This is a genomic window from Pseudomonas sp. DW-iso3 (assembly GCF_058725305.1).
The window spans coordinates 691782-718453 of sequence record NZ_JBZXDZ010000001.1 but is presented as its reverse complement, the minus strand read 5'-3'; the positions used below and the strand labels follow the sequence as shown (position 1 = coordinate 718453).

General features: G+C 60.5%; 25 protein-coding genes. 15 read left to right on the top strand and 10 right to left on the bottom strand.

What is annotated here, in order from left to right; all coding sequences use genetic code 11:
• Positions 1–134 precede the first annotated feature (134 nt).
• The 9 genes from AC4PS7_RS03330 (at position 135) to AC4PS7_RS03290 (ending at position 7846) form a co-directional block, all read left to right on the top strand.
• A complete protein-coding gene (locus AC4PS7_RS03330; protein WP_010212361.1) occupies positions 135–1262 on the top strand; it encodes a branched-chain amino acid ABC transporter substrate-binding protein in 1128 nt (375 codons plus the stop codon).
• A 229-nt stretch (positions 1263–1491) separates the two neighbouring features.
• Positions 1492–2415, top strand: coding sequence for a high-affinity branched-chain amino acid ABC transporter permease LivH (gene livH, locus AC4PS7_RS03325; RefSeq protein WP_003172375.1), 924 nt, complete (start codon positions 1492–1494; stop codon positions 2413–2415).
• Positions 2412–3665, top strand: a complete 1254-nt coding sequence (locus AC4PS7_RS03320) for a high-affinity branched-chain amino acid ABC transporter permease LivM (RefSeq protein WP_010212364.1) — start codon at positions 2412–2414, stop codon at positions 3663–3665. The genes livH and AC4PS7_RS03320 overlap by 4 nt, the downstream gene beginning before the upstream one ends.
• On the top strand, positions 3662–4429 hold the full coding sequence (gene livG, locus AC4PS7_RS03315) for a high-affinity branched-chain amino acid ABC transporter ATP-binding protein LivG (RefSeq protein WP_010212365.1): 768 nt from the start codon (positions 3662–3664) through the stop codon (positions 4427–4429). The genes AC4PS7_RS03320 and livG overlap by 4 nt, the downstream gene beginning before the upstream one ends.
• A 1-nt stretch (position 4430) precedes the next feature.
• Positions 4431–5132, top strand: a complete 702-nt coding sequence (locus tag AC4PS7_RS03310) for an ABC transporter ATP-binding protein (protein WP_010212366.1) — start codon at positions 4431–4433, stop codon at positions 5130–5132.
• Between the two features lie 260 nt (positions 5133–5392).
• Positions 5393–5689 (top strand): BufA1 family periplasmic bufferin-type metallophore, encoded by a 297-nt coding sequence (locus AC4PS7_RS03305; RefSeq protein WP_010212367.1) that lies wholly within the window; start codon positions 5393–5395, stop codon positions 5687–5689.
• A 23-nt stretch (positions 5690–5712) separates the two neighbouring features.
• Positions 5713–6591 carry an MNIO family bufferin maturase gene (bufB, locus tag AC4PS7_RS03300; protein WP_460114751.1) on the top strand — a complete coding sequence of 293 codons (879 nt, stop codon included), beginning with the start codon at positions 5713–5715 and terminating at the stop codon, positions 6589–6591.
• Positions 6588–7364, top strand: a complete 777-nt coding sequence (locus tag AC4PS7_RS03295; RefSeq protein WP_460114752.1) for an HvfC/BufC N-terminal domain-containing protein — start codon at positions 6588–6590, stop codon at positions 7362–7364. Before bufB ends, AC4PS7_RS03295 begins: the two co-directional genes overlap by 4 nt.
• Entirely contained in the window at positions 7361–7846 is a 486-nt protein-coding gene (locus AC4PS7_RS03290; RefSeq protein WP_010212370.1) for a DoxX family protein, read from the top strand. The genes AC4PS7_RS03295 and AC4PS7_RS03290 overlap by 4 nt, the downstream gene beginning before the upstream one ends.
• On the opposite strand, the gene AC4PS7_RS03285 is transcribed toward AC4PS7_RS03290, so the two are convergent.
• Positions 7843–8751, bottom strand: a complete 909-nt coding sequence (locus AC4PS7_RS03285) for a LysR family transcriptional regulator (protein ID WP_021492390.1) — start codon at positions 8749–8751, stop codon at positions 7843–7845. The genes AC4PS7_RS03290 and AC4PS7_RS03285 overlap by 4 nt on opposite strands.
• A gap of 105 nt (positions 8752–8856) precedes the next feature.
• Here AC4PS7_RS03285 and AC4PS7_RS03280 point away from each other — a divergent pair, with 105 nt between their 5' ends.
• The 3 genes from AC4PS7_RS03280 (at position 8857) to AC4PS7_RS03270 (ending at position 11944) form a co-directional block, all read left to right on the top strand.
• On the top strand, positions 8857–9456 hold the full coding sequence (locus tag AC4PS7_RS03280) for a short chain dehydrogenase (protein WP_010212372.1): 600 nt from the start codon (positions 8857–8859) through the stop codon (positions 9454–9456).
• A 96-nt stretch (positions 9457–9552) separates the two neighbouring features.
• Positions 9553–10224 (top strand): COG3650 family protein, encoded by a 672-nt coding sequence (locus AC4PS7_RS03275; protein ID WP_021492391.1) that lies wholly within the window; start codon positions 9553–9555, stop codon positions 10222–10224.
• Between the two features lie 106 nt (positions 10225–10330).
• On the top strand, positions 10331–11944 hold the full coding sequence (locus AC4PS7_RS03270; protein WP_010212374.1) for an NAD(P)/FAD-dependent oxidoreductase: 1614 nt from the start codon (positions 10331–10333) through the stop codon (positions 11942–11944).
• Positions 11945–11987: 43 nt separating this feature from the next.
• Here AC4PS7_RS03270 and AC4PS7_RS03265 read toward each other — a convergent pair whose 3' ends face one another.
• Positions 11988–13082 carry a PLP-dependent cysteine synthase family protein gene (locus AC4PS7_RS03265; protein WP_010212375.1) on the bottom strand — a complete coding sequence of 365 codons (1095 nt, stop codon included), beginning with the start codon at positions 13080–13082 and terminating at the stop codon, positions 11988–11990.
• A 217-nt stretch (positions 13083–13299) separates the two neighbouring features.
• Between AC4PS7_RS03265 and nhaA the strand changes: the two genes are divergently transcribed.
• On the top strand, positions 13300–14493 hold the full coding sequence (gene nhaA / locus AC4PS7_RS03260) for a Na+/H+ antiporter NhaA (protein ID WP_010212376.1): 1194 nt from the start codon (positions 13300–13302) through the stop codon (positions 14491–14493).
• Between the two features lie 725 nt (positions 14494–15218).
• Here nhaA and AC4PS7_RS03255 read toward each other — a convergent pair.
• The 6 genes from AC4PS7_RS03255 to dinG all read right to left on the bottom strand — a co-directional run bounded on the left by AC4PS7_RS03255 (position 15219) and on the right by dinG (position 23683).
• Positions 15219–15683, bottom strand: coding sequence for an outer membrane lipoprotein (locus tag AC4PS7_RS03255; RefSeq protein WP_003189251.1), 465 nt, complete (start codon positions 15681–15683; stop codon positions 15219–15221).
• Positions 15684–15952: 269 nt separating this feature from the next.
• The gene (pdxH, locus tag AC4PS7_RS03250; protein WP_045791231.1) at positions 15953–16600 is read right to left on the bottom strand and encodes a pyridoxamine 5'-phosphate oxidase; all 648 of its coding nucleotides are present in this window, start codon (positions 16598–16600) and stop codon (positions 15953–15955) included.
• A gap of 27 nt (positions 16601–16627) precedes the next feature.
• Entirely contained in the window at positions 16628–17782 is a 1155-nt protein-coding gene (locus AC4PS7_RS03245; RefSeq protein ID WP_460127852.1) for an OmpA family protein, read from the bottom strand.
• Between the two features lie 143 nt (positions 17783–17925).
• On the bottom strand, positions 17926–19071 hold the full coding sequence (locus tag AC4PS7_RS03240; protein WP_021492394.1) for an EstA family serine hydrolase: 1146 nt from the start codon (positions 19069–19071) through the stop codon (positions 17926–17928).
• An 80-nt stretch (positions 19072–19151) separates the two neighbouring features.
• On the bottom strand, positions 19152–21449 hold the full coding sequence (locus tag AC4PS7_RS03235) for a beta-galactosidase (RefSeq protein WP_492179056.1): 2298 nt from the start codon (positions 21447–21449) through the stop codon (positions 19152–19154).
• Between the two features lie 89 nt (positions 21450–21538).
• A complete protein-coding gene (dinG, locus tag AC4PS7_RS03230; RefSeq protein ID WP_010212383.1) occupies positions 21539–23683 on the bottom strand; it encodes an ATP-dependent DNA helicase DinG in 2145 nt (714 codons plus the stop codon).
• A gap of 99 nt (positions 23684–23782) precedes the next feature.
• On the opposite strand from dinG, the gene AC4PS7_RS03225 reads away from it, so the two are divergent.
• Complete coding sequence (locus AC4PS7_RS03225) at positions 23783–24247, top strand: CopD family protein (RefSeq protein ID WP_492179055.1); 465 nt, start codon at positions 23783–23785, stop codon at positions 24245–24247.
• A gap of 119 nt (positions 24248–24366) precedes the next feature.
• Here the strand turns inward: AC4PS7_RS03225 and AC4PS7_RS03220 are convergent, their stop codons facing one another.
• Both AC4PS7_RS03220 and AC4PS7_RS03215 read right to left on the bottom strand, forming a co-directional pair.
• A complete protein-coding gene (locus AC4PS7_RS03220) occupies positions 24367–25125 on the bottom strand; it encodes a hypothetical protein (protein WP_010212385.1) in 759 nt (252 codons plus the stop codon).
• Between the two features lie 160 nt (positions 25126–25285).
• On the bottom strand, positions 25286–25981 hold the full coding sequence (locus tag AC4PS7_RS03215; RefSeq protein ID WP_042570681.1) for a PA1041 family peptidoglycan-binding anchor lipoprotein: 696 nt from the start codon (positions 25979–25981) through the stop codon (positions 25286–25288).
• 190 nt (positions 25982–26171) lie between these two features.
• Between AC4PS7_RS03215 and AC4PS7_RS03210 the strand changes: the two genes are divergently transcribed.
• Entirely contained in the window at positions 26172–26669 is a 498-nt protein-coding gene (locus tag AC4PS7_RS03210; protein WP_010212387.1) for a DUF6231 family protein, read from the top strand.
• The last annotated feature ends 3 nt before the right edge of the window (positions 26670–26672 follow it).

The following is a 26672-nucleotide window of genomic DNA, read 5'->3' as shown; positions in this document are numbered from 1 at the left end:
TCAACCGGCGCTCTACACTGTACCGGTACAGTTGCCAGGGCACTGCCGGGGGGATATCCGAGATATCTGATCCGGTTCTGCAGCTCACAAGGCCGCTAGAACTATAAAAAATACAACAGTAAGAGTGGAGCACTATGAATAAGGCTACTAAGCAGATTTCCAAACTGTTTGCCGCTATGGTCCTGGCTGGGGTTGCCGGCCATTCGTTCGCAGCCGACACCATCAAGATCGGTATCGCAGGTCCTAAGACCGGTCCAGTGACGCAATACGGCGACATGCAATTCATGGGTGCCAAGCAAGCCATCGCCGACATCAACGCCAAAGGCGGCGTCGACGGAAAAATGCTTGAAGCCAAGGAATACGACGACGCTTGCGATCCTAAACAAGCCGTTGCCGTCGCCAACAAAGTGGTCAACGACGGCGTCAAGTTCGTGGTCGGTCACCTCTGCTCCAGCTCCACTCAACCTGCCTCCGACATCTATGAAGATGAAGGCGTGATCATGATTACCCCGGCTGCCACCAGCCCGGAAATCACCGCGCGTGGCTACAAGCTGATCTTCCGCACCATCGGCCTGGACAGCGCTCAAGGCCCAGCCGCCGGCAACTACATCGCCGACCACGTGAAGCCGAAGATCGTGGCCGTACTGCACGACAAGCAGCAATACGGTGAAGGCATCGCCACCGCCGTCAAACAGACCCTCGAGAAGAAAGGCACCAAGGTTGCCGTCTTCGAAGGCCTGAACGCCGGCGACAAAGACTTCTCCTCGATCATCCAGAAACTCAAGCAAGCCAACGTCGACTTCGTCTACTACGGCGGCTACCACCCTGAGCTGGGCCTGATCCTGCGCCAAGCCAAGGAAAAAGGCCTGAACGCCAAGTTCATGGGGCCAGAAGGCGTCGGCAACGACTCCATCTCGCAAATCGCCCAGGGCGCTTCCGAAGGCCTGCTGGTGACCCTGCCTAAATCCTTCGACACCGACCCGGCCAACAAAGCCATCGTTGAAGAGTTCGCCAAGAACAAGCAGGACCCAACCGGTCCATTCGTGTTCCCAGCCTACTCGGCCATTGAAGTGATCGCCGGCGGTATCAAGGCTGCGAAGAGCGAAGACACCGCCAAGGTGGCCGAAGCCATCCACGCGGGCACCTTCAAGACCCCTACCGGCGACCTGAGCTTCGACGCCAAGGGCGACCTGAAGGACTTCAAGTTCGTGGTCTACGAATGGCACTTCGGTAAACCAAAAACCGAAGTTTCCCCTCAGTAAGCCAGGCATTACTGGTCCAACAAGCCCACTGTGAGAGCAGTGGGCTTTGTTTTACGAGGTTTATGGGCCTGACACCCGCGATCCGGGCGCTGGCTCACCTGAAAATCTTAAAACCGTCACCAGCGGTTCGCTGGCAAACGCTTTGTGCAAATGTGCTCACAGAACACAGCACGGGGCCGGAACATGACTCCACCAGTGAAATGCGTATCGGGTTTTTAGGAGCGCTGTAATGCCTGAGATCTATCATTTTTTCCAACAGCTGGTTAATGGCCTGACCATTGGCAGCACCTATGCCTTGATAGCCATTGGCTACACAATGGTTTACGGCATCATTGGAATGATCAACTTCGCCCATGGCGAGGTCTACATGATTGGTTCCTACGTGGCCTTTATCGCCCTTGCCGGGTTGGCCATGATGGGTATCCACTCCCTGCCGCTGTTGATGACCGCTGCGTTCCTTGCGTCGATCGTCGTAACCAGTGCCTATGGCTACAGTATCGAGCGCGTTGCCTATCGCCCCTTGCGTGGCAGCAACCGTTTGATCCCGCTGATTTCCGCCATTGGCATGTCGATTTTCCTACAGAACACCGTATTGCTGTCCCAGGATTCCAAGGACAAGTCCATTCCCAACCTGATCCCGGGGAGCTTCTCCTTCGGTCCGGGTGGTGCGGAAGAAGTCCTGATTTCCTACATGCAGATCCTGGTTTTCGTCGTCACTCTGGTGGCGATGCTGGGCCTGACCCTGTTCATCTCCCGCTCCCGTCTGGGGCGCGCCTGTCGGGCCTGCGCCGAAGACATCAAGATGGCCAACCTGCTGGGCATCAACACCAACAACATCATCGCCCTGACCTTCGTGATCGGCGCCGCGCTGGCCGCCGTTGCAGCGGTGCTGCTGAGCATGCAGTACGGCGTGATCAACCCTAACGCCGGTTTCCTGGTAGGCCTCAAGGCCTTTACCGCGGCGGTATTGGGCGGCATCGGCAGTATTCCGGGCGCGATGCTCGGTGGCCTGGTGCTGGGTGTGGCCGAAGCCTTTGGCGCCGATATCTTCGGCGACCAGTACAAGGACGTCGTGGCGTTCGGCCTGTTGGTTCTGGTGCTGTTGTTCCGTCCGACCGGAATCCTGGGCCGTCCGGAGGTTGAGAAAGTATGAGCAGATATCTTAAATCGGCGTTCTTCAGCGCCTTGCTGGTATGGGCCGTGGCCTTTCCGGTACTCGGTCTCAAGCTGAGCATTGTCGGCATCAATCTGGAAGTGCATGGCACCGGTCCCGTGACCCTGACCATCATTGCCCTCTGCTCGGTGCTGATGTTCCTGCGCGTGCTGTTCACCCAGCAGGTCGGTGCCCTGTTCAAGAGCAACCGTGGTCCGTTGGTGTCGCCCAAGGTCAGCCAATTCCTGACCCTGCCACGCACGCAGCGCTACATCATCATTGCCCTGATCATCGCCGCACTCATTTGGCCGTTCTTCGGCTCGCGCGGCGCGGTCGATATCGCCACCCTGATCCTGATCTACGTGTTGCTGGGCCTTGGCCTGAACATCGTGGTCGGCCTGGCCGGCCTGCTCGATCTGGGTTACGTGGGCTTCTATGCCGTGGGTGCCTACACCTACGCACTGCTCTCGCATTACCTGGGCTGGAGTTTCTGGATCTGCCTGCCATTGGCGGGCATGGCGGCGGCCACGTTCGGCTTCCTGCTGGGCTTCCCGGTACTGCGCCTGCGCGGTGACTACCTGGCGATCGTGACCCTGGGCTTCGGTGAAATCATCCGTCTGTTCCTGCGTAACCTCACCGACATCACCGGCGGCCCCAACGGTATCAGCAGCATCCCCAAGCCGACGTTCTTCGGGCTGTCGTTCGACCGTACCGCCGCTGAAGGCATGCAGACCTTCCACGAATACTTCGGGATCGACTACAACCCCGTGAGCAAAGTGGTGTTCCTGTACCTGGTGGCGCTGTTACTGGCATTGGCCGCCTTGTTCGTGATCAACCGCCTGCTGCGCATGCCGATCGGCCGCGCGTGGGAAGCGTTGCGCGAAGATGAGATCGCCTGCCGCGCACTGGGCCTGAACCCGACCATCATCAAACTCTCCGCGTTCACCCTGGGGGCTGCGTTCGCCGGTTTCGCCGGCAGCTTCTTCGCCGCTCGCCAAGGCCTGGTGACCCCGGAGTCGTTCACCTTCATCGAGTCGGCGATCATCCTCGCCATCGTGGTATTGGGTGGCATGGGCTCGCAACTGGGCGTGATCCTGGCGGCGATCGTGATGATCCTGCTGCCGGAAATGATGCGTGAGTTCAGCGAATACCGCATGTTGATGTTCGGCGCCATGATGGTGCTGATGATGATCTGGCGTCCTCAAGGCCTGCTGCCCATGCAACGTCCACACATGGAGCTGCGCAAATGAGCCGCGAGATCCTGAAAGTCGAAAATCTGAGCATGCGCTTCGGCGGTTTGCTAGCGGTCAACGGCGTAGCCCTGACCGTCAAAGAAAAACAAGTCGTAGCGCTGATCGGCCCCAACGGCGCCGGCAAGACCACGGTGTTCAACTGCCTCACCGGTTTCTACAAGCCGAGCGGTGGCAGCATCCTGCTGGACGGCCAACCGATCCAGGGCCTGGCCGGTCACGAGATCGCCCGCAAAGGCGTGGTGCGGACCTTCCAGAACGTGCGGTTGTTCAAGGACATGACGGCGGTCGAAAACCTGCTGATCGCCCAGCACCGCCACCTGAACACCAATTTCTTCGCAGGCTTGTTCAAGACCCCGGCGTTCCGCAAGAGCGAGCGCGAGGCCATGGAATATGCGGAGTACTGGCTGGACAAGGTCAACCTCACCGAGTTCGCCAACCGCCCCGCCGGCACCCTGGCCTATGGGCAGCAACGTCGCCTGGAAATCGCCCGTTGCATGATGACCCGTCCGCGGATCCTCATGCTCGACGAACCCGCGGCCGGCCTGAACCCCAAGGAAACCGAAGACCTCAAGGCCCTGATCAGCGTGTTGCGTGAGGAAAACAACGCCACCGTGCTGTTGATCGAACACGACATGAAACTGGTCATGAGCATTTCCGACCACATCGTGGTGATCAACCAGGGCACACCTTTGGCCAACGGCACGCCGGAGCAGATCCGCGACAATCCTGAAGTGATCAAAGCCTATTTGGGGGAAGCGTAAAATGCTGCAATTCGAAAACGTTTCCACTTTCTACGGCAAGATCCAGGCCCTGCACAGCGTCAACGTGGAAGTGCGCCAAGGCGAGATCGTCACGCTGATCGGCGCCAACGGTGCCGGCAAATCGACCTTGCTGATGACCCTGTGCGGTTCGCCGCAAGCCCACAGCGGCAGCATCCGCTACATGGGCGAAGAGCTGGTGGGCCAGCAGTCGTCGCAGATCATGCGAAAGAGCATTGCGGTGGTGCCGGAAGGCCGTCGCGTGTTCTCGCGCCTGACCGTGGAAGAGAACCTGGCCATGGGCGGGTTCTTCACCGACAAGGGCGACTACCAGGAGCAGATGGACAAGGTATTGCACCTGTTCCCGAGGCTCAAGGAACGCTTCAGTCAACGCGGCGGCACCATGTCCGGCGGTGAGCAGCAAATGCTCGCCATCGGCCGTGCGCTGATGAGCAAGCCCAAGCTGTTGCTGCTGGACGAACCTTCACTGGGCCTGGCGCCGATCATCATCCAGCAGATCTTCGACATCATCGAACAACTGCGCAAGGACGGTGTGACGGTGTTCCTGGTGGAACAGAATGCCAACCAGGCCTTGAAGATCGCTGACCGCGCCTATGTGCTGGAAAACGGCCGGGTGGTGATGCAAGGGACTGGCGAGCAGTTGCTGACCGATCCCAAGGTGCGCGAGGCGTACCTGGGCGGTTAAGAGACGGTTGCTGTAGGAACCCGATCAAAAATGTGGGAGCGGGCTTGCTCGCGAATAAAGTGGATCAGTCAGCACATTCAGTGACTGAAACACCGCATTCGCGAGCAAGCCCGCTCCCACATTTTGCTTTGTGTGATCCCTGAAACTTTCATTGTTTGAAATTATTTTCAAGCGATGTGTAACGAATCTCACCTTCCCGCCTCTAGTGGTGCAAGCAGGCACTCAAGCCCGCCAATTCAACCCACTGCTGGAGATTCAACATGACTACCAAACTGTCCGCCGCCACCCTCGTCCTGGCCCTCGGTTCCGCCCTGAGCCTGTCCACCCTGGCCACCACCGCCCACGCTGCCGACGACATGCAGAAATGCTTTGGCGTCGCCGAAGCTGGCAAGAACGATTGCGCCGCGGGTGCCGGCACTTCCTGCGCCGGCACCTCGAAAACCAAAGACCAGGCCAACGCCTGGAAACTGGTCCCGGCCGGCACCTGCCTCAAGACCCCAAGCTCCACCTCGCCGACCGGATTCGGCCAGGAAGCGGCCTTCACTGCCAAGTCCTGATCCCTCGCAAAACCTGAGTACTGATGATGACTCTTTCATCCCTGCACGCCATCTCCCAGGCTCAGGCGCCCGGCCTCCCCCGCCGGGCCGGGCTGGGGCTCAAGCATGAGCATTTCCTTGAAGTGCTGGAGACCTCACCCGACATCGGTTTTTTTGAAGTGCACGCCGAAAACTACATGGTGGCCGGCGGCCCGTTTCATCATTACCTGGGGTTGATCCGCGAACAGTACCCGTTGTCCTTGCACGGTGTGGGCCTGTCCATTGGCGGCGAACACCCGCTGGACCGTGAGCACCTGGCACGGTTGGCCACGCTGATCGATCGCTATCACCCCCAGTCTTTTTCCGAACACCTGGCCTGGTCGAGCCATGGCCCGGTGTTCCTCAATGACCTGCTGCCCCTGGCCTACGACAGCGCGACCCTGCAACGGGTGTGCGAACACATTGACCAGGTACAGAGCACCTTGAAGCGCCCAATGCTGCTGGAAAACCCGTCGACTTATCTGCAATTCCAGCGCTCGACCCTGGACGAGACCGACTTCATCAGCGAAATCATCCGCCGCACCGGCTGTGGTTTGCTGCTGGACGTCAACAACGTCTATGTGTCGTGCATCAACCATCAGCGCGATCCACTCGCCTACATCGATGCCCTGCCGCTGCAGGCCGTCGGCGAAATTCATCTGGCCGGTTTTGCCGAAGACACTGACAGCCTCGGTGATCGCTTGCTGATCGATGATCACGGCGCGCCAATCGATAACGCCGTGTGGCAGCTGTACGAAAAAGTACTGGCACACGTTGGCTCGGTTGCGACCCTGATCGAGCGGGATAACCAGGTGCCAGCATTCGGCGCACTGCTGGCCGAGGCTCAACAGGCCGAATGGCATCTGTCGCAGGTGACCCCATGAGCCTGCATGACGAGTTCGCCGAGGCCTTGTTGGCGCCGGATCTGGCCTGCCCCGATGGCCTGTTCAGCAGCAATGGCGCCGACCCTGCCAGCCGCTTTGTGGTGTATCGCAACAACGTGCACAGCGCGTTGATCAACGCACTGGCAACGGCTTACCCGGTGACATTACAACTGGTGGGCGAGGAATTTTTCCGCGCAATGGCCGGCCTGTTTGTGCAGGCTTACCCACCCACCAGCCCGTTGATCAGCGAGTACGGCAGTGCGTTCGCGGCGTTTATCCAGGACTTCGAGCCTGCCGCCAGCGTGCCCTACCTGGCCGATGTCGCACGCCTGGAACGCTTGCGCGTGCGTGCCTACCACGCAGCAGATACCCAGCCGCTGGAACAGCAGGCGGTTCTCCAAGCACTGCAAGGCCAGTCAGCCCTGGGGAAATTGCGCCTGCAACTGCACCCCTCCCTTGCCACATTGAATTCAACTTATGCGGTGGTAGCCATCTGGGCCGCACACCAGCTCGAAGGTGGCCTGGCCACCCTGAATCCCTGGCACGCCCAGGGTGCGCTGGTCATGCGTCAGGGCCTGAAGGTCCAGGTCTTTGCTATCGACCACGGTTCAGCCACGTTTATCGACAGCCTGGCCCATGGCACGCCCTTGGAAATAGCCGTGGAGCAGGCGCTTGAAGTGTCAGTCGAGTTCGACCTGCACCAATGCCTGACGCTGCTGATCAGCCACAACGCCATCACTCATTTGTATCCAGAACAAAAGGTATCGCCATGAATACTCGTCCGTCGTACCTGATCAATCGGGTCATCGCGCTTTTCGAGCAGATCCCCTACAGCCTGATCGCCTTTCTCGCACGTTTTTCCATTGCCGCGGTGTTCTGGAAATCCGGGCAAACCAAAGTCGAAGGCTTCGCGATTGATTTGATCAGCGGCACCTTCCAACTGGGTGAACCCAAACTGGCAGCCTCAACGTTGCCGTTGTTTCGCAGCGAATACCACGTGCCCCTGTTATCGCCCGAAGTCGCAGCGCCTATGGCCGCATTTGCCGAGCACTTTTTCCCGGTATTGATCCTGGTGGGCTTTGCCACACGCTTCTCGGCCTTGGCCCTGATCGGCATGACCCTGGTGATTCAGCTGTTCGTCTACCCGGACGCCTACCCGACCCACGGGACCTGGATCGCGCTGCTATTGTTGCTGGTGGCCAAAGGGCCGGGACGTCTGTCCATCGATCACCTGATCGCCCGTCGCTATGCTTAAAGCCGATCCAGGGCCTCGCCGCTGCGCTTGAACCAACCCACCAGATAATCGGCTAACACCTGGGTGCGGCGCGGCAAACCGCCCTGATAGGGATGCACCAGGTACATCGGCATGCTCCGCGTCTGATAATCGCGCAGGAGCCAGCGCAAACGGCCGTCCGCTAATTCCGCGGGGAGAACGTAGGACGGCAGCCGCGCAATACCGGCGCCCACCAATGCGGCCTTTTTCAACAGGTTGTAGTGGTTGGAGGCGAATGTGCCGCTGACCCGCACCCGCAGCAATTCGTGCTGCTGGTGATACAGCCACTCTTCACGCCCGCTGTAATGGCTGTTGAGCAGGCAGGTGTGCGCGGCCAGGTCGGACGGGGTCTGCGGCTCGCCATGCTCCTCAAGGTAGGCTGGGCTGGCGCAGGTCATCTCATGCCAGGCCAACAACGGCTTGGCCACCAGGCGCTCATTCTCGATCGCGCCTAAGCGTACCCCCAGGTCAAAGCCATCCCGCGCCAGGTCGCGGTAGCTGTTGTTGAGCTCCAGCTCGATCTGTACCTGCGGGTACTGCTTGGAAAACTCCAGCAACAATCCGTCGAAGAAGGTCTCGCCCAGCGACACCGGCACCGTCATGCGTACCGGCCCAGCCAGATCATCCTTGAGCCGGGCCAACGCCTGTCGGGCACGATCCACCTGCACCACCAATGCCTGGGCCTGGGGCAGCAACGCTGCGCCGGCCGCGGTCAGGCTAAGCTTGCGGGTGGTGCGGTGCAGCAATACCACGGAAAACCGCGCTTCCAACTGGCTGATCCGCTTGGACAACTGCCCTTTGCTGCAGCCCAATTGCTCGGCGGCCACGGTAAAACTACCGGCTTCGATCAGCACCGCAAACGCGGCCAGGTCATCCATGTCACTCACGGATTGTTTCCATTTGAAAACCAAAGGTTGCCTATTAGCACGTTTATTCGCAAAAAAAGCCACTCTAGACTGAACCCTCACTTAACTCCCTGGAGGAACAGCACCATGAAAATCCTATTGATTGGCGCCAGCGGCACTGTCGGTTCAGCAATCAAGGCGGAACTGGCCCAGCGTCACGACGTGATCAGCATCGGCCGCAACAGCGGTGACTTCCAGGTGGATATCAGCGACAGCGCGTCGATCCGCAAACTGTTCGAACAGACCGGCAAGTTCGATGCCCTGGTCTGTGCGGCAGGCAGCGTGAAGTTCGTGGCGCTAGGCGAGATGAGCGAAGGCGATTTCGAACTGGGCCTGCGTGACAAACTGATGGGCCAGGTCAACCTGCTGCTGATCGGCCGCGAATACGCCAACGATGGCGCCTCATTCACCTTCACCAGTGGCATTCTGAACCGCGACCCGATTCGCACCGGGGCTTCAGCTGCGCTGGTCAATGGTGCGCTGGATGCTTTCGTCAAAGCAGCGGCAATCGAGCTGCCACGTGGCCTGCGTGTCAACTCGGTGAGCCCGACGGTGTTACTGGAAGCCATGGACAGCTACGCACCGTACTTCCGTGGCTACAAACCGGCGCCGGGCGCCGACGTGGCATTGGCCTACGCAAAAAGTGTGGAAGGCTTGCAGACCGGCCAGACGTTTATCGTGGGGTGATCAGGCTGCCTGTCAGAATTACCTGAAGCTAACGGGCGGGGTTGTGATGCAGCGCAGGCCTGCGTAACGTGGCGGCACTTGTCTGGAGACCCGATAATGCGTGCCGCCCATACCCTTGCCCTACTTGCCTTGTTTCCCCTGTTTGGCGCCTGCCAGATGTTCGATAACGATCCGGCCAAGCCTTCTACGGCCGGGCTGACCCGAATGCAGGGCGAACTCACCGCAGTCGGCGGCAAACTGCTGTTCCAGCCGTGCAATGACAAACGCAACTACGTGGTCAACGACACCGGCGGCACCAGCATCCTGCAGGAAGCGGCCTCCCTCGCCGGCGAGCAAGGCGCGTTGTTTGCCGACCTGCGTGGCAAGTTCTCCGGGGTCGCCAGCGGCACCCAGGGCAGCGTCGACCTGCAACAACTCTACCGCGTCGAGCGCTCGACGTCGGCCTGCGACGACCCGGACTTCAAACGCATGATCCTGCGCGCCAACGGCCACAAACCGACCTGGGTGATGAACGTCACCGCCAAGGGCCTGGTGCTGGAGCGCGAAGGCCAGCCGCCACTGGCGGTGCCCTATGTGGAAGAACAAATCGGTGACGGCCGCTTCAACCTGATGACCGAAGCCAACAACCAGCACGTGGAATTGTGGGTAGCCCCGCAGCGTTGCGTCGACCCGGTCAGCGGCAGCCTGCAACACATGACCGCCGAGTTGCGCGTCAACGGCCAGGTGCAGCGCGGTTGCGCGTCGTTCGGCGGCTCGCGCGACGACTGACGCGACCCCACGCTGTTTTAACATGACGGGAAACCGCCATTGAGGCTTATAATCGCCGGTTTGCAAAACAGCCGGCCTCCGAGCCCGCCGCCTACCGGATCCTGTCATGTTACGAATCACCGAACTCAAGCTGCCCATCGACCATCCCGAAGAAGACCTGCGGCCCGCCATCGTGCAGCGCCTGGGCATCGCCAGTGATGACCTGCTCGATTTCACCCTGTTCAAGCGTAGCTACGACGCCCGCAAGAAATCGTCGGAGCTGTGCTTCATCTACACCGTCGACTTGAATGTTAAGGGCGAAGCCGCCCTGCTGCTCAAGTTCGCCGATGATCGCAACGTCAACCCCGCGCCAGATGTCAGCTACAAAGTCGTGGGCCAGGCGCCGGAAGGCCTGGTTGAACGGCCGATCGTAGTGGGTTTCGGCCCATGCGGGATCTTTGCCGGGCTGTTGTTGGCACAAATGGGCTTCAAGCCGATCATCCTTGAGCGCGGCAAGGAAGTACGCCAGCGCACCAAGGACACTTGGGGCCTGTGGCGCAAAAGCGTGCTCAACCCAGAGTCCAACGTGCAGTTCGGGGAAGGTGGCGCCGGGACCTTTTCCGACGGCAAGCTGTACAGCCAGATCAAAGACCCGAAATTCCACGGCCGCAAAGTCCTGCACGAGTTCGTCAAGGCCGGTGCACCGGAAGAAATCCTCTACGTCAGCAAGCCGCATATCGGTACGTTCCGCCTGACCGGTGTGGTAGAGAACATGCGCGAGCAGATCATCGCCCTCGGCGGTGAAGTGCGTTTCGAGCAGCGGGTTACCGACGTGCTGATCGAGGACGGCCAGTTGAACGGCGTGGTCGTCGATGGTGGCGAGCAAATCCTGTCCAAGCACGTGATCCTGGCCCTGGGTCACAGCGCCCGCGACACCTTCCGCATGCTCCACGGCCGTGGTGTGTACATGGAAGCCAAGCCGTTTTCGGTGGGTTTCCGCATCGAGCACCCGCAATCACTGATCGACGCCGCGCGCCTGGGCAAATACGCCGGGCATCCGAAACTTGGCGCCGCCGACTACAAGCTGGTGCACCACGCCAAGAACGGCCGCTCGGTCTACAGCTTTTGCATGTGCCCAGGCGGCACCGTGGTCGCGGCGACTTCCGAGCCGAACCGCGTGGTCACCAACGGCATGAGCCAATATTCGCGCAACGAGCGCAATGCCAACTCCGGCATCGTGGTCGGCATCACTCCGGAGGTGGATTACCCGGGCGGTCCGCTGGCAGGTATCGAGCTGCAGGAGCGCCTGGAGTCCCACGCTTATGTCCTCGGTGGCAGCAACTACGAGGCGCCGGCGCAGTTGGTGGGTGACTTCATCGCCGGCAAGCCGTCCACAGCGATCGGCAGCGTGGAACCGTCCTACAAACCAGGCGTTTCCCTGGGCGACTTGGCGCTGGCCTTGCCGGACTTCGCCATCGAAGCGATCCGCGAAGCCCTGCCGGCGTTCGAGAAGCAGATCAAAGGCTACTCGCTGCACGATGCCGTGTTGACCGGCATTGAGACGCGTACTTCGTCGCCGCTGCGGATTACCCGTAACGAATCGATGCAGAGCTTGAACGTGAAAGGTCTGTTCCCGGCGGGGGAAGGCGCCGGTTATGCCGGAGGGATTCTGTCGGCAGGTGTGGATGGGATTCGCATTGCCGAGGCGTTGGCGCGGGACATGTTGGGCCTGCAAGCCTGACACATTCCCTTGTAGAAGCCCGGCTCGCCGGGCTTCTACAACGTTAAATGTTGGCGCGCAGAATACTGTCCGGCAACGGCTCGCCGCGCTCGACACTGGCCGCAACCGCCGCAATCAACCCGTCCAGCGCATACCCCTGCCCCGCCAGCCAGGCCTGATCGTAGTAAGTTGTGGCGTAGCGCTCACCGCCATCACACAAGATCGCCACAATCGAGCCCGACTCTCCCGCCGCTCTCATCTGCTGCGCCGCCACCAAAGCGCCAACCAGGTTAGTCCCGCTCGAACCGCCGACCCGCCGCCCCAACCGCTCGGCCAGGTAGTGCATGGCCGCCAGCGACAGTGCATCCGGCACCTTGACCATCGCATCGATCACCTTGGGCAAAAACGATGCCTCGACCCGTGGCCGACCAATGCCCTCAATCCGCGAACCGCAGTCCAGGCGCAAACTGGCATCACCACTCTGGTAGAAATCAAAGAACACCGAGCGTTCGGCATCGGCACACAACACGCGGGTGCAATGCTGGCGATAACGTACATAACGACCGAGGGTCGCGGTGGTGCCGCCCGTACCGGGGCTGGAGATCAACCAGCTCGGTTCTGGATGTTGCTCGAAACGCATCTGCTGGAAGATCGACTCAGCGATGTTGTTGTTTGCCCGCCAGTCGGTGGCGCGCTCAGCGTAGGTGAACTGGTCCATGAAGTGACCGCCACTTTCCCGCGCCAGACGTTCGGATTCGGCATAGATCTGCGTGGGATCCTGTACCAGGTGGCTCTTGCCGCCGTAGAAGGCAATCTGCGCGATTTTCTCCTGGGACGTGGTGGCCGGCATCACCGCAATAAACGGCAGACCGAGCAGGCGCGCGAAGTAGGCTTCAGAAATCGCCGTCGAACCGCTGGATGCTTCGATCACCGGCGCGCCCGGCTTGAGCCAGCCATTGCACAGCGCGTAGAGAAACAGCGAACGCGCCAGCCGATGCTTCAGGCTACCGGTGGGGTGGCTGGACTCGTCCTTGAAGTAAAGCTCGATGCCCGGCAACCCCGGCAGCGGCAAAGGGATCAAGTGCGTGTCCGCGCTGCGCTGGAAGTCAGCTTCAATGATGCGAATGGCTTCGCGAGCCCAGGGACGATGGTCACTCATGGAGAGTTTCTCTAAAGGGTGTAAGCCCTGATTTTAGGGGGTTTCCTACGTGTCACACAGATACAGTACCGATTCAATCGGGCGCACAATTGCTAGGTTCAATCGCAACGTCATTCCAAACCGTCGCTTATAACAAATAAGAATATAACTTTTGTTTTAACAACTAACGGTACGGGTTAGGGTACCCACCTATTGAATCTGGATTGGAGAGCATCCCTTGCCTCTGCGTAGCACTTTTACCCGTTTCTTCCAGCTGGAAGCCGCCAGCGGTCTGTTATTGATCGCGGCTGCGGCACTGGCGTTGATCATCAACAACTCCCCTTTGTCGCACCTGTACGCTGCGTTTCTTGATGTACCGGTGGTGGCGCAGATCGGCGCGTTGAAAATCGCCAAACCGGCCTTGCTGTGGATCAACGATGGCCTGATGGCCCTGTTCTTCCTGTTGATCGGTCTGGAGGTCAAACGTGAGTTGCTCGACGGCCACCTGTCAAAGCCCTCGCAAGTGGTACTGCCCGGCGCAGCGGCTATCGGCGGCATGGTCGTGCCGGCGTTGATCTACTGGGCGATCAACAAGGATTACCCCGCCGCACTCTCCGGCTGGGCGATTCCCATGGCGACCGACATCGCCTTCGCCCTCGGCGTGCTGGCCTTGCTGGGCAAGCGCGTGCCGGTGTCGCTGAAGCTGTTCCTGATGACCTTGGCGATCATTGACGACCTTGGCGCGATCATCGTGATTGCCGTGTTCTATTCCGCCGACCTGTCCGGCGCCGCCCTGGCGGGCGCAGCTGCCTGTCTGGTTGCCTTGATTGCGATGAACCGCCTGGGCGTCATCAAGCTCGGACCATACCTGATCATTGGGCTGATCCTGTGGGTGTGCGTACTCAAGAGCGGTGTTCACGCGACGCTTGCGGGTGTGACATTGGCATTCTGCATCCCGATGCGCACCAAGAACGCCGAGCCCTCACCGCTGCTCACGCTGGAACACGCGCTTCACCCGTGGGTGGCCTACGGTATTTTGCCGCTGTTTGCCTTCGCCAACGCCGGCGTATCCCTGACCGGCGTCAGCCTGGAAAGCTTCACTCACCATGTGCCGATGGGCATTGCCGCCGGTTTGTTGATCGGCAAGACCGTGGGTGTGTTTGGCCTCACCTGGCTGGCCATCAAGACCGGCCTCGCTGCCTTGCCCAACGGCGCCAACTGGGGCCAGGTGTTTGGTGTGGCGATCCTCTGCGGCATCGGCTTTACCATGAGCCTGTTTGTCGGTTCGCTGGCGTTTGTGCCGGGTGCCAGTGAGTTTGCTGGGGAGGACCGGATGGGGATTCTGACGGGGTCGATATTGGCCGCGTGTATTGGTTATGCGGTGACGGCGATGGCGAGTCGCAAGAAGGCCGAAACTTCAGGTTTGAACTGACAGCGCCGAAAACCAAAAAGCCGCCTCGGCTTAAACCGAGGCGGCTCCACTTTTCAGACCTTACCGGTCATCGAAGCTGTCCCGCAGAAATACCCACACGTGGTAGACACGCAGGCTATTCACTACGAGGTTCCACGTACGTCGTGCAAACTTCGACATACTCGGCCCTCCTAACGTTAGGCCTTACCTCCAGCGCACTTACCGGAACACGTGAGCCTTTGGATGCAGGTCAATGCATCTTTGAGGCGGCCGGGTTGATGGGCTTCCCGCATGAATCCGGCACGGCTTACTAGCCCGTGGCGATCAGTCCAAAAATTCGCGCGCGTACCCGGCTCGCCTATTAGCGAAAAACGTAGAACAAGGGGGAGCCTAACGAATCTCCCGAATGAAGGTGTGACGAAAAGTGGTTAAATATCCAGTACTGCTTATGAGATCTATTGCAATTTTTTGCAGTAAAAATTGAAAACAGAAAAGCGTCAAGAATGGCCTTCGTCGACTTCTCTCAACCTTGCATGACGGTGTGACCGGAGGTACTATCCCGGCCGCAGGTCAATGCATCTTTGAAGTCGCAGCCCCGTCAATAATCGGGTTCGCAATAAAAAACCGCCCTACTAAGGCGGTTTTTTAATGCCTGCATTTTTTGCAGTTCAACCCGGCCACACCCCATAAAACCAAAAACCCCAACCGGTCACCCGGCTGGGGTTTTGTAGTTCTACAACCAGCGCTTAACGCGTAACGCGGCTAGTACCATCAACAGTCATGATGCGCACACGGTCACCAATGCGGAAGATTTCATTCTCCTGCACAGCCTGCACGTAGGCACGCATGCTGCCGTCGTCTTCGCGAACGGTGATTTCCACACCTTGAGTGCGAGTCAGGCCTTCTTCGGTGGCCGAACCCAGCAGGCCGCCAGCGACGGCGCCGATCACTGCGGTCACGATGCTGCCACGGCCGCCGCCGATGGCGCTGCCGCCAACGCCGCCAATGACTGCGCCGGCTGCACCGCCGATTGGGGTCTTGGTACCTTCGATTTTTACCGGACGCAGGGATTCGATGGTCCCCATGCGCACGGTCTGTACACGACGCGCTTCGTCACGGGAATACGAGTCGCCGGTCAGACTCGAGGCGCAGCCACCCAGCAGCAACGACAGGGTGGTAAAGCAGGCAACCAGTAAAACTGACTTACGCATAGCATCAACTCCAAAGGACAGGTGGTCATTAAACGCTGCAGCTTGACGCCTGTCACGGCAAGCACCGCAAAAAATTGCTTTCATTCAGCCTTAGTACAGACTGCCCACACCAGAAAACTCGACGAACGGTAGTTCTACCTTCAAGGTTTACATTGATTGTAGTCGCAACGGTCGCCGAGAACTCGGCGCGGCAGTACACGTCCGACGTCTCTGGAATAGAGACGTCGGAGTGACGGGATGCATTCAACGGAAATGACGAAAGGTGCAGCTCAGGGCGCCAGGCGTTCGCGGGTCCAGTCGGCCCCTTGCAGGCGATAGTTCAGACGGTCATGCAAACGGCTGGCACGACCCTGCCAGAACTCGATGCGCTCCGGCAGCAAGCGATAGCCACCCCAATGCTCAGGGCAGTCGGGCTGGGTTTCGCTGAAACGCTGTTCGGTGGCCTTCAGCAGGTCCTGCAGTTCCTCTCGATCACGAATGACCTGGCTCTGCGGCGACGCCCAGGCGCCCAGTCGGCTCCCCAGCGGGCGGACCTGATAATAAGCGTCCGACTCTTCAGCCGTGACTTTCACCACCCGCCCCTCGATCCGCACTTGGCGCTCCAGGGTCGGCCAGAAGAAGGTCATGGCCGCAAAGGGCCGCGCCGCGAGCTGCTGGCCCTTGGCACTCTGATAGTTCGTAAAGAAGGTAAAACCCTGCGCGTCCAGGCCCTTGAGCAGCAGGATGCGGCAGTGCGGGCGACCGTCCTGGTCAACCGTGGCCAGGGTCATGGCATTGGCCTCCACCGGTGGCTGCTCGGTTTTCACCGCGTCAGCAAACCACTGATGGAACAAGGCAAATGGCTCGCTCGGGGCCTGGGCCTCGCTCAAACCATCCCGTGTGTAGTCACGGCGCATATCGGCCAGTGCCTGGGTCATGCGGCTTTATCCTTCTGGTTCAGCGGATCAGTTTTTGGCCTGGTCGTTAGCCGGTGCCGCAGCCTTGGCTTTGGCCGGCGCAGGCTTTTTGGCAGCAGGCTTGGCCGGGGCTTTCTTGGCGGCTGGCTTGGCGGCGGCTTTCTTGGCTGGCGCCTTTTTAGCCGTAGCTTTGGCAGCTGGAGCCGGAGTCGGAGCGGGAACATTCTGCACCGCAACCATCTCGGCGACAGGCGGGGTCTTGCCCGACTGGTACTTGCTCAGCAGCGCCAGCATGGTGGTGCGCTGGGTCAACATGATTTCCATGCGACGGTTCAGGGCACGGCCCTGATTGCTGTCGTTGGCGGCACGGGGCATCAGGTCGCCCATGCCACGCAACATCAGGCGATCCTGCTTCAGGCCGCTGAGGCTGAAGATCGAAGCGATGGATTGTGCACGCTCTTTGGTCAGCGCTTGGCTGGCCGGGGCGGTGCCGGTGGCATCCACATGGCCGAGTACCAGCACGGCGGTCTTGGGATCGGCTTCAACAGCCTTGGCAACGCGCGTGAACGGACCGAGGGTGACCGGCAGCAGCATGGTCGGGCGTTTCGGGTTGTAGGAACCGTCTACCGGCGCAATCACGACGAGCACGTTGTCGCGACGCTCCAGTTGCAGGTTGCTGTCCTTGATGGCGGCGCGCAGGCGCGGCTCATAGTCGTCCAACCAGGCCTGGGTGATTTTCGGGTCAGGCATTGGCACGTTGGTCACGTCGACCTTGGCCAATGGCTTGGGTTTGCTTTCGAACGGCCACCACCAGCGGGTTTCGCTGTCTGTCTTGGCGACGGCCGGAGCAGTTGCAGGCTCGGCGGCCTTGAGATCGGCTTTCAGGTCAGCCTTGGCATCGGCGGCCTTTTCGTCGGCGCTCTTGGAAGAGAACGGCCACCAGCTGGAGCCGGTGTCAGCCTTGGCGGCTGGCGCCGGCGCGGCGGTGGCGGCTACCGGCGCTACAGGCTTGGCACCCGCAGCCGGCTTGGCGTCTGGCTTGGCGTCTGGCTTGGCGTCGGTTTGGGTCACTGCGTCCTTGGTCGCGGCCTTGTCAGATCCAAATGACCACCAATGCCCGCCCTCGGCATCATTTTGTGGAGTTTGTGCGCAGCCGGTAATAGTGAGGCATAGCGCCAGTGCCAAGGACTTGTTCGATAACATGAGATATCCACAAAATGAGAAAAGAAACGGGGGTCTGGATGACCCGTTAAACAGACGCTTACAGAACATCAAAGTTAGATCATTTCGTTCAGCGTCTTCTTATACTTGCCTTTGTAACAAAAAATCGTGAAACAGCAAGAGGTTTACAGACAACCGGCCAATATTCCGACCAACTTCTGCGCCCGGGGGTCCATAAGTACATAAGGTCCCAATGTATTAGTCACGAAACCAAACGCTACATCATGCTCTGGGTCGGCAAAGCCTACCGAGCCGCCTGCGCCGGGATGCCCGAATGCACGCGGGCCAAGGCCGAAGGTGGCATTGGGCAGCTGCGGTTGGTCCAACATGCAGCCCAGGCCAAAACGGGTTTGTGTCAATAATGTTTTATCCGGCCCGATACTGTGCTCGCGGGTCAATTGTTCAAGCATATCGGCTTCAAGCAAACTACCGTCCAATAAACCGCTATAAAAGCCTGCCAGGCTGCGTGCATTACCGTGACCATTTGCCGCCGGCTGCTGCATGCGGCGCCATTCAGGTTTATTAGTACTGGTCAGAATAGACGGCGGATTGGCAAATGCACGTGTGGTCATGGCCGAAGGTTCACGCATCATTACTTGCAGTAAACGTTGTGCGGCTTCATCGCCCATATTGCCTTTGCTGCGCGCTATATGTGCCACGCGATAAAACTCTGCATCCGCCAGGCCCACATGGAAATCCAGCCCAAGTGGCCGTGCAACCCGCGCCACTATTGACTCTCCCGGCCCGCGCCCATCGGCGCGACGCAGCAATTCACCCACCAGCCAGCCGTAGGTGATCGCCTCGTAGCCGTGGCCTTGGCCGGGCGTCCACCACGGGGCTTCTGCCGCCAGGGTGTCGACCATCAGTTGCCAGTCGTACAGGGCCTCGGTGGGGAGCATTTCGCGGATCGCCGGTAAACCAGCCTGGTGGCAGAGCAAGTGGCGCAGGGTAATGGTTTCTTTCCCGGCCGCAGCAAATTCCGGCCAATAGTTGGCCACGGGTGCGTCCAGTTGCAGCTTGCCTTCGGCCACCAGCTGCAGGGCCGTCACGGCTGTGAAGGTCTTGGTGCAGGAGAACAGGTTGACGATAGTGTCGCTGTGCCAGGCTTCGACACCGTCCTTGTCGGCGGTACCGGCCCACAGGTCGACAACGGTTTCACCGCCGATCTGGATGCAGAGCCCGGCACCACGCTCCTGAGGGTCATCGAACAAGGCGGCGAAGGCTTCACGTACCGCTTCGAACTGGAGTTCGTAATGACCCTGAATCTGCACCTGAGCGCCCTCGAAAACATCAAAAAAGTGGCCGACATTGTTCCAGCCCTTGTGGGTTTTGTGAACCCGTCAGCACTCAATCAATGACCATTTCCAGAGTGCCCGCCCGCATGTCCGGCGCCCTGCCCCGGGCCTTTGCCCTCGTGTCCGGCCCTGCCGCCTTCGCTTTCACGCACAGCCCCCGCCGCCTTGGCCTTTTCCGCTTCCTTGCCCAGTTGATCGACGGCCGCCAGGTTGCTTTTGCGTACGCTGTCGACAAAGCCCTGGAACGGCACGTCGGTGATGCCTACCAGGCCAAAATGGCCGTTTTCACCGTCCAGCAAACGCCCGGTGGCCGGCTGATCCAGGTACTGGAACCAATGCACGCCAACGATCGACGGCTCGGCCATGGCCTGCTTCAAGAAGTTGCCATAGGCCGCGCCACGGCCTTCCTCACGGGCCAGCTGCGTCACGCCCCCCCAGAAAGGCCCACGGTCGGCCGAGCCGAAGTTGAATTCGGTGATCAACACCGGCTTGTCCAGCGCACGCAGGGCGGCGAAGTCGTAACCGTCCTGCGGCTTGAGGGTGTACATGTTGAAGCTCAGCACATCGCAATACTGTGCACAGGACGCCACGGCTTCCGGTGTGCTGACCGCAAAACGACCGCCTAATAGCAGTTGATTCGGCGCATGCCACTTCAGCGAATCGGAAATGGTCTTGAAATAGGCATCGGCGAAGGTCTTCTGGAAGTACTTGAAGTCCGCTTCGATTTCCGGGTGCTCAGGGTTGGGCATCGGCGGTTCGAAGCCTGGGTCTTCCATCAGCTCCCACCCCTTCAATTCGATGCCCCAGGCTTTCGACAGGCCTTCTTCGTTACGGTATTTGTCGCGCAGTTGCTTGAGAAACGCACGCTTGGCCGGGACGTCGGTGGTCATGCGCAAGGTGCCGTAGGCCAAGGCATAGCGGGACTTCGGATCATCACCTGGGCCGGCCCAAGCCAACTCGTTGTCGGCAAAGAAACCGATCAGCCACGGATCATCGCGATGATCGCGGGCAGCGATGGCCACGGCGCGCTCAGTGGCCATGGCAAAGCGAGGGTCGAACGGATCGGGCATGCCGCCCCACCAGTCAGTGCCAGTACTGATGCTGGTGTAATCGCCGACGATCGACAGCGGCAAGGTATAGGGTACGCGGTCGGCGCTGGCCAGGTCGCCATCGCTCCAGTTGCCCACGGTATTGAAACCCCAGGCTTGCAGGCGGTCGAGGGTGTGAGTGGTCCAGCGTTTCTGGTCAAAACCTTCACCGCCATAGGTGCGCTGCAGGTTGGCGCCGTAGAAATCGTACCAGCGCCCGGCGCCAAAGCTGCGGCCCTCACCTGCGCCATTGCCCGTGCGGTTGTCACCACTGCCGTAATACTTGTCGAACGGTTCGCCGGCCTTGGGCAGCGCCGCAAACATCCATTCACGACCGGACACGTAGGTCTGGTTGTTGTCCGGGGCCACGGTATTGACGCCCAGGGAGTAGAACGGATGCCCCTCCGGCGTCACCAGGTACCAGCGCCCGTCGCGCTTCTCGGTGCGGAAAAAACCGCTGGCGTCGAACGCGGGGCCCTTGTTCCAGCCGCCGTACTGATCCAGGGCGGACTTATCCCGCGTGGCCAGCCAGCCCTGGAGCTGCTGTTGCTCCTTGGCGGAGGCAGCCTTGAGCTGCTCGTCGCTGCTGACTTTTTCCGGCCAGCGCGCACGGGTGGATTGACCATAGGCATCCACCAATTCGCTGTAGGCAGCCTTCAATACGGGCTCGCTGTCCTGCACGCCAAAGCGCTCCAGCAAGATACTCTGGGCGGCGTTGGGCTTGATCATCGACAAAGTCACCGAAACCACCTGGCTGCGGTCGATTTCACCCGCGCTGCTGGCCAGCAATACCCGCTGGCCGTCCACAGTGATCGGCATCGGCGGACCGGCCTTCATGCCCTGGCTCAATGGTGAATTGGCTTGCAATGGGACCAGCAGGGTCTGCGCCGGACCCGCCGGCAGGTCGATGCGGCTGACCAGGGTACGGCCGTCTTTGCTCTGCACCTTGACGTAGAGCGTCAATGCCCAATCCATCGCACTCTGGATGCGCAGGCTCATGGCCCCCGACTGGGACCAGTCCCAGGCGCCGGTCTGTGGGCTGAGGACCAGGCTCGGTTCGGCAGCCGGGTTGAACGTGATACGGCGCAGCACTTCGCCTTCAGGCGTCTGTTCGGCGTTGTATTGCGGCAGGCTGGCGTCCTGGGTCGCCACCTTGACCACATCGGCAGGCCGGACGAAATTGAACAGGGTCTGTTGCCCTGCAGGCGCGGCCATCAAGGGCGCGGCGAACAGCAGGGCAAAAAGGGCGGGCAGCGTGCGAATCATACGAGCAAGGTTCTCCCAGGCGGCCGATGAATGGCCTGATGAATGACAGTCAGATAGACCACGAAGTGGGCGAATCCGCCCACTGTGGCTTAAGAAATTTCGCGCCTGAACGGCGGCAAGGCATTAAGGATAGCCTTGCCATAGCGCTGGGTGACCAAACGGCGGTCAAGCAAGGTGATGGTGCCTCGGTCTTCCTCGGTACGCAGCAAGCGACCGCAGGCCTGGACCAGCTTCAGGGAAGCATCCGGCACCGAGATTTCCATGAACGGGTTGCCGCCCCGTGCTTCGATCCATTCGGCCAAGGCCGCCTCGACCGGATCGTCCGGCACCGAGAACGGAATCTTGGCGATCACCACGTGCTCGCAGTAGGCACCCGGCAAGTCCACACCTTCAGCAAAACTCGCCAGGCCGAACAGTACGCTGGAGTCCCCACCATCAACGCGCGCCTTGTGCTTGTTCAGGGTTTCCTGCTTGGACAGGTTGCCTTGGATAAACACCTGCTTGCGCCAGTCACGGTCGAGGCCGTCGAACACGTCCTGCATCTGTTTGCGCGACGAGAACAGCACCAGCGTACCGCGTGAACCCTCTACCAGCTCTGGCAGGTCACGGATGATCGCAGCGGTGTGGGCCGCCGCATCCCGTGGATCAGCCTTGAGGTCCGGCACCCGTAACACACCGGCGTCGGCGTGATGGAACGGGCTGGGCACCACCGCGGTGACGGCCTTTTTCGGCAGGCCGGCGCGCATGCGGAAGCGGTCGAAAGTGCCCAGGGCCGTCAGCGTGGCCGAGGTGACCAGGCAGCCGTAGGCCACGTTCCACAGGTTGCGGCGCAACATCTCGGCGGCCAGGATCGGGCTCGCGTTGACCTCGATGTCGAACAGCGCACCGCTTTCCGACAGGGTCAACCAACGCGCCATGGGCGGGTTGTCTTCCGGGTCTTCAACAGTAAAGGCCGTCCACAACTCCCAGTTGCCCTGGGAACGGGACAACAGGCTGCCGAACAACGGATACCATTCCTCGGCCTGGTTGCTGGCGATGCCGATGTTGACCTCGCCGTCCATGCCCTCTTTGAGCAGGTCGGTGAGACGGGTGAACAGGTCGGTCAGGCGTGAAAAACCCTTCTTCAGCTCGATGCCCATTTCGCGCATGTGCTCGGGAATCAACCCGCCGACAAAACGGTGACGCGGCCGCTCACGGCCCTCGACGTCTTCGCCGGGTTTGAAATCAGCCACCTGCTCGCAGGCGCTGAACATGAATTGCTGCTGGGTCTTGATCTCCCGCGCCAGCTCCGGCACCTGTTCGATCAGCTTGCCCAGGTCACCGGGCAGCGGGTGCTGGGCCAGCAACTTGGTGAGATTCTTCGCGGTGGTTTCCAGCCAGTCGGCAGTGGAGCGCAGGCGCGTGTAGTGGGCGAAGTGGCCGATGGCCTTGTCGGGCAGGTGGTGCCCTTCGTCGAAGACATAGAGGGTGTCACGCGGGTCCGGCAATACTGCGCCGCCGCCCAGGGCCAGGTCAGCCAGGACCATGTCGTGGTTGGTGACGATCACATCGACCTTGCCCATGCCTTCGCGGGCCTTGTAGAAGGCGCACTGACCGAAGTTGGGGCAATGGCGGTTGGTGCATTGGCTGTGGTCGGTGGTCAAGCGTGCCCAGTCGGCGTCTTCCAGGGCGGTGGGCCAACTGTCGCGGTCGCCGTCCCATTTATTGCCGGCCAGTTTCTCGATCATGCTGGTGAACAGCTTCTGGCTGGCCTCATCGACTTCGATCTTGAAGCCTTCTTCTTCGAACAGCTGGGCAGTGGCGGTCTGCGCATGGCCTTCCTGCAACAGTACGTCGAGCTTGGACAGGCACATGTAGCGGCCACGGCCCTTGGCCAGGGCGAAGGTGAAGTTCAGGCCGCTGTTGCGCATCAGGTCGGGCAGGTCTTTGTAGACAATCTGCTCTTGCAGGGCGACGGTGGCGGTGGCGATCACCAGGCGCTTGCCAGCAGCCTTGGCGGTGGGGATCGCTGCCAGGCTGTAGGCCACGGTCTTGCCGGTGCCGGTGCCAGCCTCGACCGCCACGACCGCGGGCTCACCCTCGCGGCGACCTTCGTCGTCGGTGTCGATATCCCCGAGGACCTTGGCCACTTCGGCGATCATCAGGCGTTGGCCGTAACGCGGTTTCAAGCTCTTGGCTTCGAGAAAACGCGAGTAGGCGCCCTGGATCGTGGTTTTGAGTTCAGTGCTGATCATGGATAGTCGGGCGCAAAAAACGCTGGATAAATTTTCAGTGGTTCGGATCGGCGGCTATCATACCCCGCTAATGAATCCCGCGCAGAACGGAGTACCACAATGACCGCGTTTAGCCTCGCTTACACCCTACATGTATTGGCCGCCCTGGTATGGGTCGGCGGTATGTTTTTCGCCTGGATGATCCTGCGCCCCGCCGCTGTCGCGGCACTTGAGGGCCCGGCCCGCCTCAGGTTATGGGCGAATGTGTTTCAACGTTTTTTCGTATGGGTGTGGGTCGCGGTGGCGATTTTGCCGATCAGCGGCATTGGCTTGCTGCAATTGCGCTTCAACGGGTTTGAGACGGCACCGCGGTATGTGCAGGTGATGATGGGGTTGTATCTGGTGATGACGGCGTTGTTTATCCGTATCCAGGCCTTGAAATTCCCGGAATTGCGCACGGCGGTGGCGGCTGAGGATTGGTCGGCAGGGGCTGCGGTGCTGGGCCAGATTCGCCGGTTGGTGGGGATCAATTTGATCGTGGGGTTGGTGGTGGTGGCGATTGCTTCGGCTCGGCCGATGTTATAAGGGTGTTCTTCAGGGCCTCTTCGCGGGCAAGCCCGCTCCCACAGTTGACCGAGTTCCAACATGAGAATGCGGTCGAATGTGGGAACGGGCTTGCTCGCGAAGACGTCAGCCCAAACGACTCACAGCCGCTGAATTGTCACAGTGCCTGCAGGCCCAGCCGGCCCTGGCTGCCCTTCCAACCCTGGGCGGCCTTTCTCGCCGCCATCAGCGCGGTACACCAGGCAGCCTTTGGACTGGCCACCCTTGCCGGGCTTGCCCGCTGTGCCAGCCAAACCTCCGGCACCGCCATCCACCCACACCTTGATCTGCTGCGCCGGGAAGTCCTGCGGCAGCTCGACCCGCACCTGCGCACCCGCCGCGCCTGGCAAACCGTCACCGCCGTTATCGCCATTGGCGCCACGACCGGCCGAGCCCCAGGTGCAGCCCGGGTCTTCGCCATTGGCGCCATCCAGCCCGGCATAACCTTGGGCACCGGCGCCGCCACGGGCGTCCACCGACAGTTCTTCGGCTACCAGCGAATTGATGCGCAACGTCAGGTCACGCCCGGCCTTGGCCGGCTTTTCGTGGGTGCCGGGAGCGCCGCGTGAGGTGATCTGGCTGCCGTGATCCAACTGCGCATGGCGCACTTGCAATTGCAGCGCAGTGTTACCGGGCACGATGGCGATACGGGCGTCGCGGCCCAGGTGCAGTTCATCCACGGTGACTTGGCTGATGGTGGCCGGAATCAACAACGTGCCGTAGTCCGCCACGTCCAAGCGCTCCAGTTGCAACACACTGGTGCTGCTGGGCAGACGCATCAACGAGTTGGTTTCAACACTGACGCTCTGGGCCAGGGCAACGGGGCTGACCAACAGGGCCAGCAATAGAACCTTACGCATCGTGGAGCTCCCCTGAAAATTTTCAAAAAATATTTCTAGTTTTTCTTTGGACGCACAGTAACGACTTCCACAGGCGCTTTGCCAGTGAAGGATCAAAAAAGATGATAAAGGGGGAGGATTGGCAGCAATGCCCCTGTGGATCCCACAGGGGCAAGGGCCGTCAGCGGTTGATCTGGATTTCGGTGCGGCGGTTCAAGGCGCGGCCTTCAGCGGTTTTGTTATCCGCTACAGGATGGCTTTCACCTGCGCCGGTCACCGATACGAAATTGCTGCGCGGCACACCGGCACCGATCAGGTAGTCCGTCACCGAATGGGCGCGTTTGTCCGAAAGCTTCTGGTTGTAGGCGTCGTTGCCGACGCTGTCGGTGTGCCCACTGACTCGCAACTGGGCGGTCGGGGCTTCCTGTTTCAAGCGCGTTGCGATGGTGTCGAGATTGGTTTTGTCCGCCGCCGTCAGCTTGGCCGAGTCGAACTGGAAGTGCACATCGCGGATCACGATGGTTTCTTCCTTGACCACCACCACTTCCTCAACCACGGCCGGTGGCGGTGTCGGTGGGCAACCATTGGCATCCACCTGCACACCTTTTGGCGTGCCTGGGCACTTGTCGCGGCTATCCGGCACACCATCACCGTCTTCATCACCATCGCCGTGCACCCAGCAATAGGCACCGGCCATGCCGCCGATCAGCAGCGCACCAGCGCCCGCATAGGCCGAGCTTTCAGTGGCACCGATCGCCGCACCGGTCACACCGCCAATGGCGGCGCAGGTGGGCCAATCGGTTTTTTGCAAACCTGCGCAACCTGTCAATACTCCGGTTAGCAGAACCAAGGGTAGAGCTGTCCGCATGATGCTCATCTGATTTCTCCTGAGGGGATCGGCGGGGGCCGATGGGTGGAGTAAAGACGGCTCTTTTCATCTGCGCCACTACGCCGCGCCCCTGTATTCATTGAGGATCGCCGCATTCGTAGGACTTTTCGCCGCCACCCGCTCTAGGCCCGCACGCTCAGCCGCGCTAGTCTCTATGGTCCCGATGTGAGGATCTCTGATGACCGCTGGTATTTCTGCCCGTACACCTCAGCAAGCCTTGGCCGCCTTGCTCGATCTGCACCAGCCCAAACGCCTGCTGCTGTTGGGCGCCAGCCAGTTCCCGGCGCTGGAGGCTTTTCAAAAAGCCCACCCGGATACCCAGGTGTCCGTCGCGGCACCGGGCGCGTTGCCCACAGAGCTTGCCGCACAGCGGTTTGACCTGGCGCTGGTGGTGGACTGCCTGGAGCACCTGTCAAAACCGCAAGGCCTGACGCTGCTCGGCGGCATCCGTAACCTGAATGCCAGCCGCATTGCGGTGCTGGTGGACCTGGGCGCCTGCGACTGGAAGGACACGGACTTTTTCTCCCTGGCCCTGCAGGCCGGTGAGCGATTCCAGCGCGACGAGCAGGTTCTCACGCTGTTTACCTATGATCTGCTTGACTATAAACAGGTGCCGGACTGGCTCAACGCCCGCTTCTGGGCCAACCCGGAAAACTTCGGAAAGTATTGGTGGTAACCT

Excerpts from the sequence above, each read along its gene's own strand:
- AC4PS7_RS03320 (WP_010212364.1), top strand. The coding sequence starts at position 2,412 with ATGAGCAGATATCTTAAATCGGCGTTCTTCAGCGCCTTGCTGGTATGG.
- AC4PS7_RS03220 (WP_010212385.1), bottom strand. The coding sequence starts at position 25,125 with ATGCGTAAGGTTCTATTGCTGGCCCTGTTGGTCAGCCCCGTTGCCCTG.
- AC4PS7_RS03215 (WP_042570681.1), bottom strand. The coding sequence starts at position 25,981 with ATGAGCATCATGCGGACAGCTCTACCCTTGGTTCTGCTAACCGGAGTA.
- livH (WP_003172375.1), top strand. The coding sequence starts at position 1,492 with ATGCCTGAGATCTATCATTTTTTCCAACAGCTGGTTAATGGCCTGACC.
- AC4PS7_RS03210 (WP_010212387.1), top strand. The coding sequence starts at position 26,172 with ATGACCGCTGGTATTTCTGCCCGTACACCTCAGCAAGCCTTGGCCGCC.
- pdxH (WP_045791231.1), bottom strand. The coding sequence starts at position 16,600 with ATGACCCAGGCACTGGCCGATATGCGCCGTGACTACACACGGGATGGT.
- AC4PS7_RS03245 (WP_460127852.1), bottom strand. The coding sequence starts at position 17,782 with ATGTTATCGAACAAGTCCTTGGCACTGGCGCTATGCCTCACTATTACC.
- dinG (WP_010212383.1), bottom strand. The coding sequence starts at position 23,683 with ATGATCAGCACTGAACTCAAAACCACGATCCAGGGCGCCTACTCGCGT.
- AC4PS7_RS03310 (WP_010212366.1), top strand. The coding sequence starts at position 4,431 with ATGCTGCAATTCGAAAACGTTTCCACTTTCTACGGCAAGATCCAGGCC.
- AC4PS7_RS03290 (WP_010212370.1), top strand. The coding sequence starts at position 7,361 with ATGAATACTCGTCCGTCGTACCTGATCAATCGGGTCATCGCGCTTTTC.
- AC4PS7_RS03225 (WP_492179055.1), top strand. The coding sequence starts at position 23,783 with ATGACCGCGTTTAGCCTCGCTTACACCCTACATGTATTGGCCGCCCTG.
- AC4PS7_RS03270 (WP_010212374.1), top strand. The coding sequence starts at position 10,331 with ATGTTACGAATCACCGAACTCAAGCTGCCCATCGACCATCCCGAAGAA.
- AC4PS7_RS03255 (WP_003189251.1), bottom strand. The coding sequence starts at position 15,683 with ATGCGTAAGTCAGTTTTACTGGTTGCCTGCTTTACCACCCTGTCGTTG.
- AC4PS7_RS03330 (WP_010212361.1), top strand. The coding sequence starts at position 135 with ATGAATAAGGCTACTAAGCAGATTTCCAAACTGTTTGCCGCTATGGTC.
- bufB (WP_460114751.1), top strand. The coding sequence starts at position 5,713 with ATGATGACTCTTTCATCCCTGCACGCCATCTCCCAGGCTCAGGCGCCC.
- AC4PS7_RS03295 (WP_460114752.1), top strand. The coding sequence starts at position 6,588 with ATGAGCCTGCATGACGAGTTCGCCGAGGCCTTGTTGGCGCCGGATCTG.
- AC4PS7_RS03275 (WP_021492391.1), top strand. The coding sequence starts at position 9,553 with ATGCGTGCCGCCCATACCCTTGCCCTACTTGCCTTGTTTCCCCTGTTT.
- livG (WP_010212365.1), top strand. The coding sequence starts at position 3,662 with ATGAGCCGCGAGATCCTGAAAGTCGAAAATCTGAGCATGCGCTTCGGC.
- AC4PS7_RS03235 (WP_492179056.1), bottom strand. The coding sequence starts at position 21,449 with ATGATTCGCACGCTGCCCGCCCTTTTTGCCCTGCTGTTCGCCGCGCCC.
- AC4PS7_RS03305 (WP_010212367.1), top strand. The coding sequence starts at position 5,393 with ATGACTACCAAACTGTCCGCCGCCACCCTCGTCCTGGCCCTCGGTTCC.
- AC4PS7_RS03265 (WP_010212375.1), bottom strand. The coding sequence starts at position 13,082 with ATGAGTGACCATCGTCCCTGGGCTCGCGAAGCCATTCGCATCATTGAA.
- AC4PS7_RS03280 (WP_010212372.1), top strand. The coding sequence starts at position 8,857 with ATGAAAATCCTATTGATTGGCGCCAGCGGCACTGTCGGTTCAGCAATC.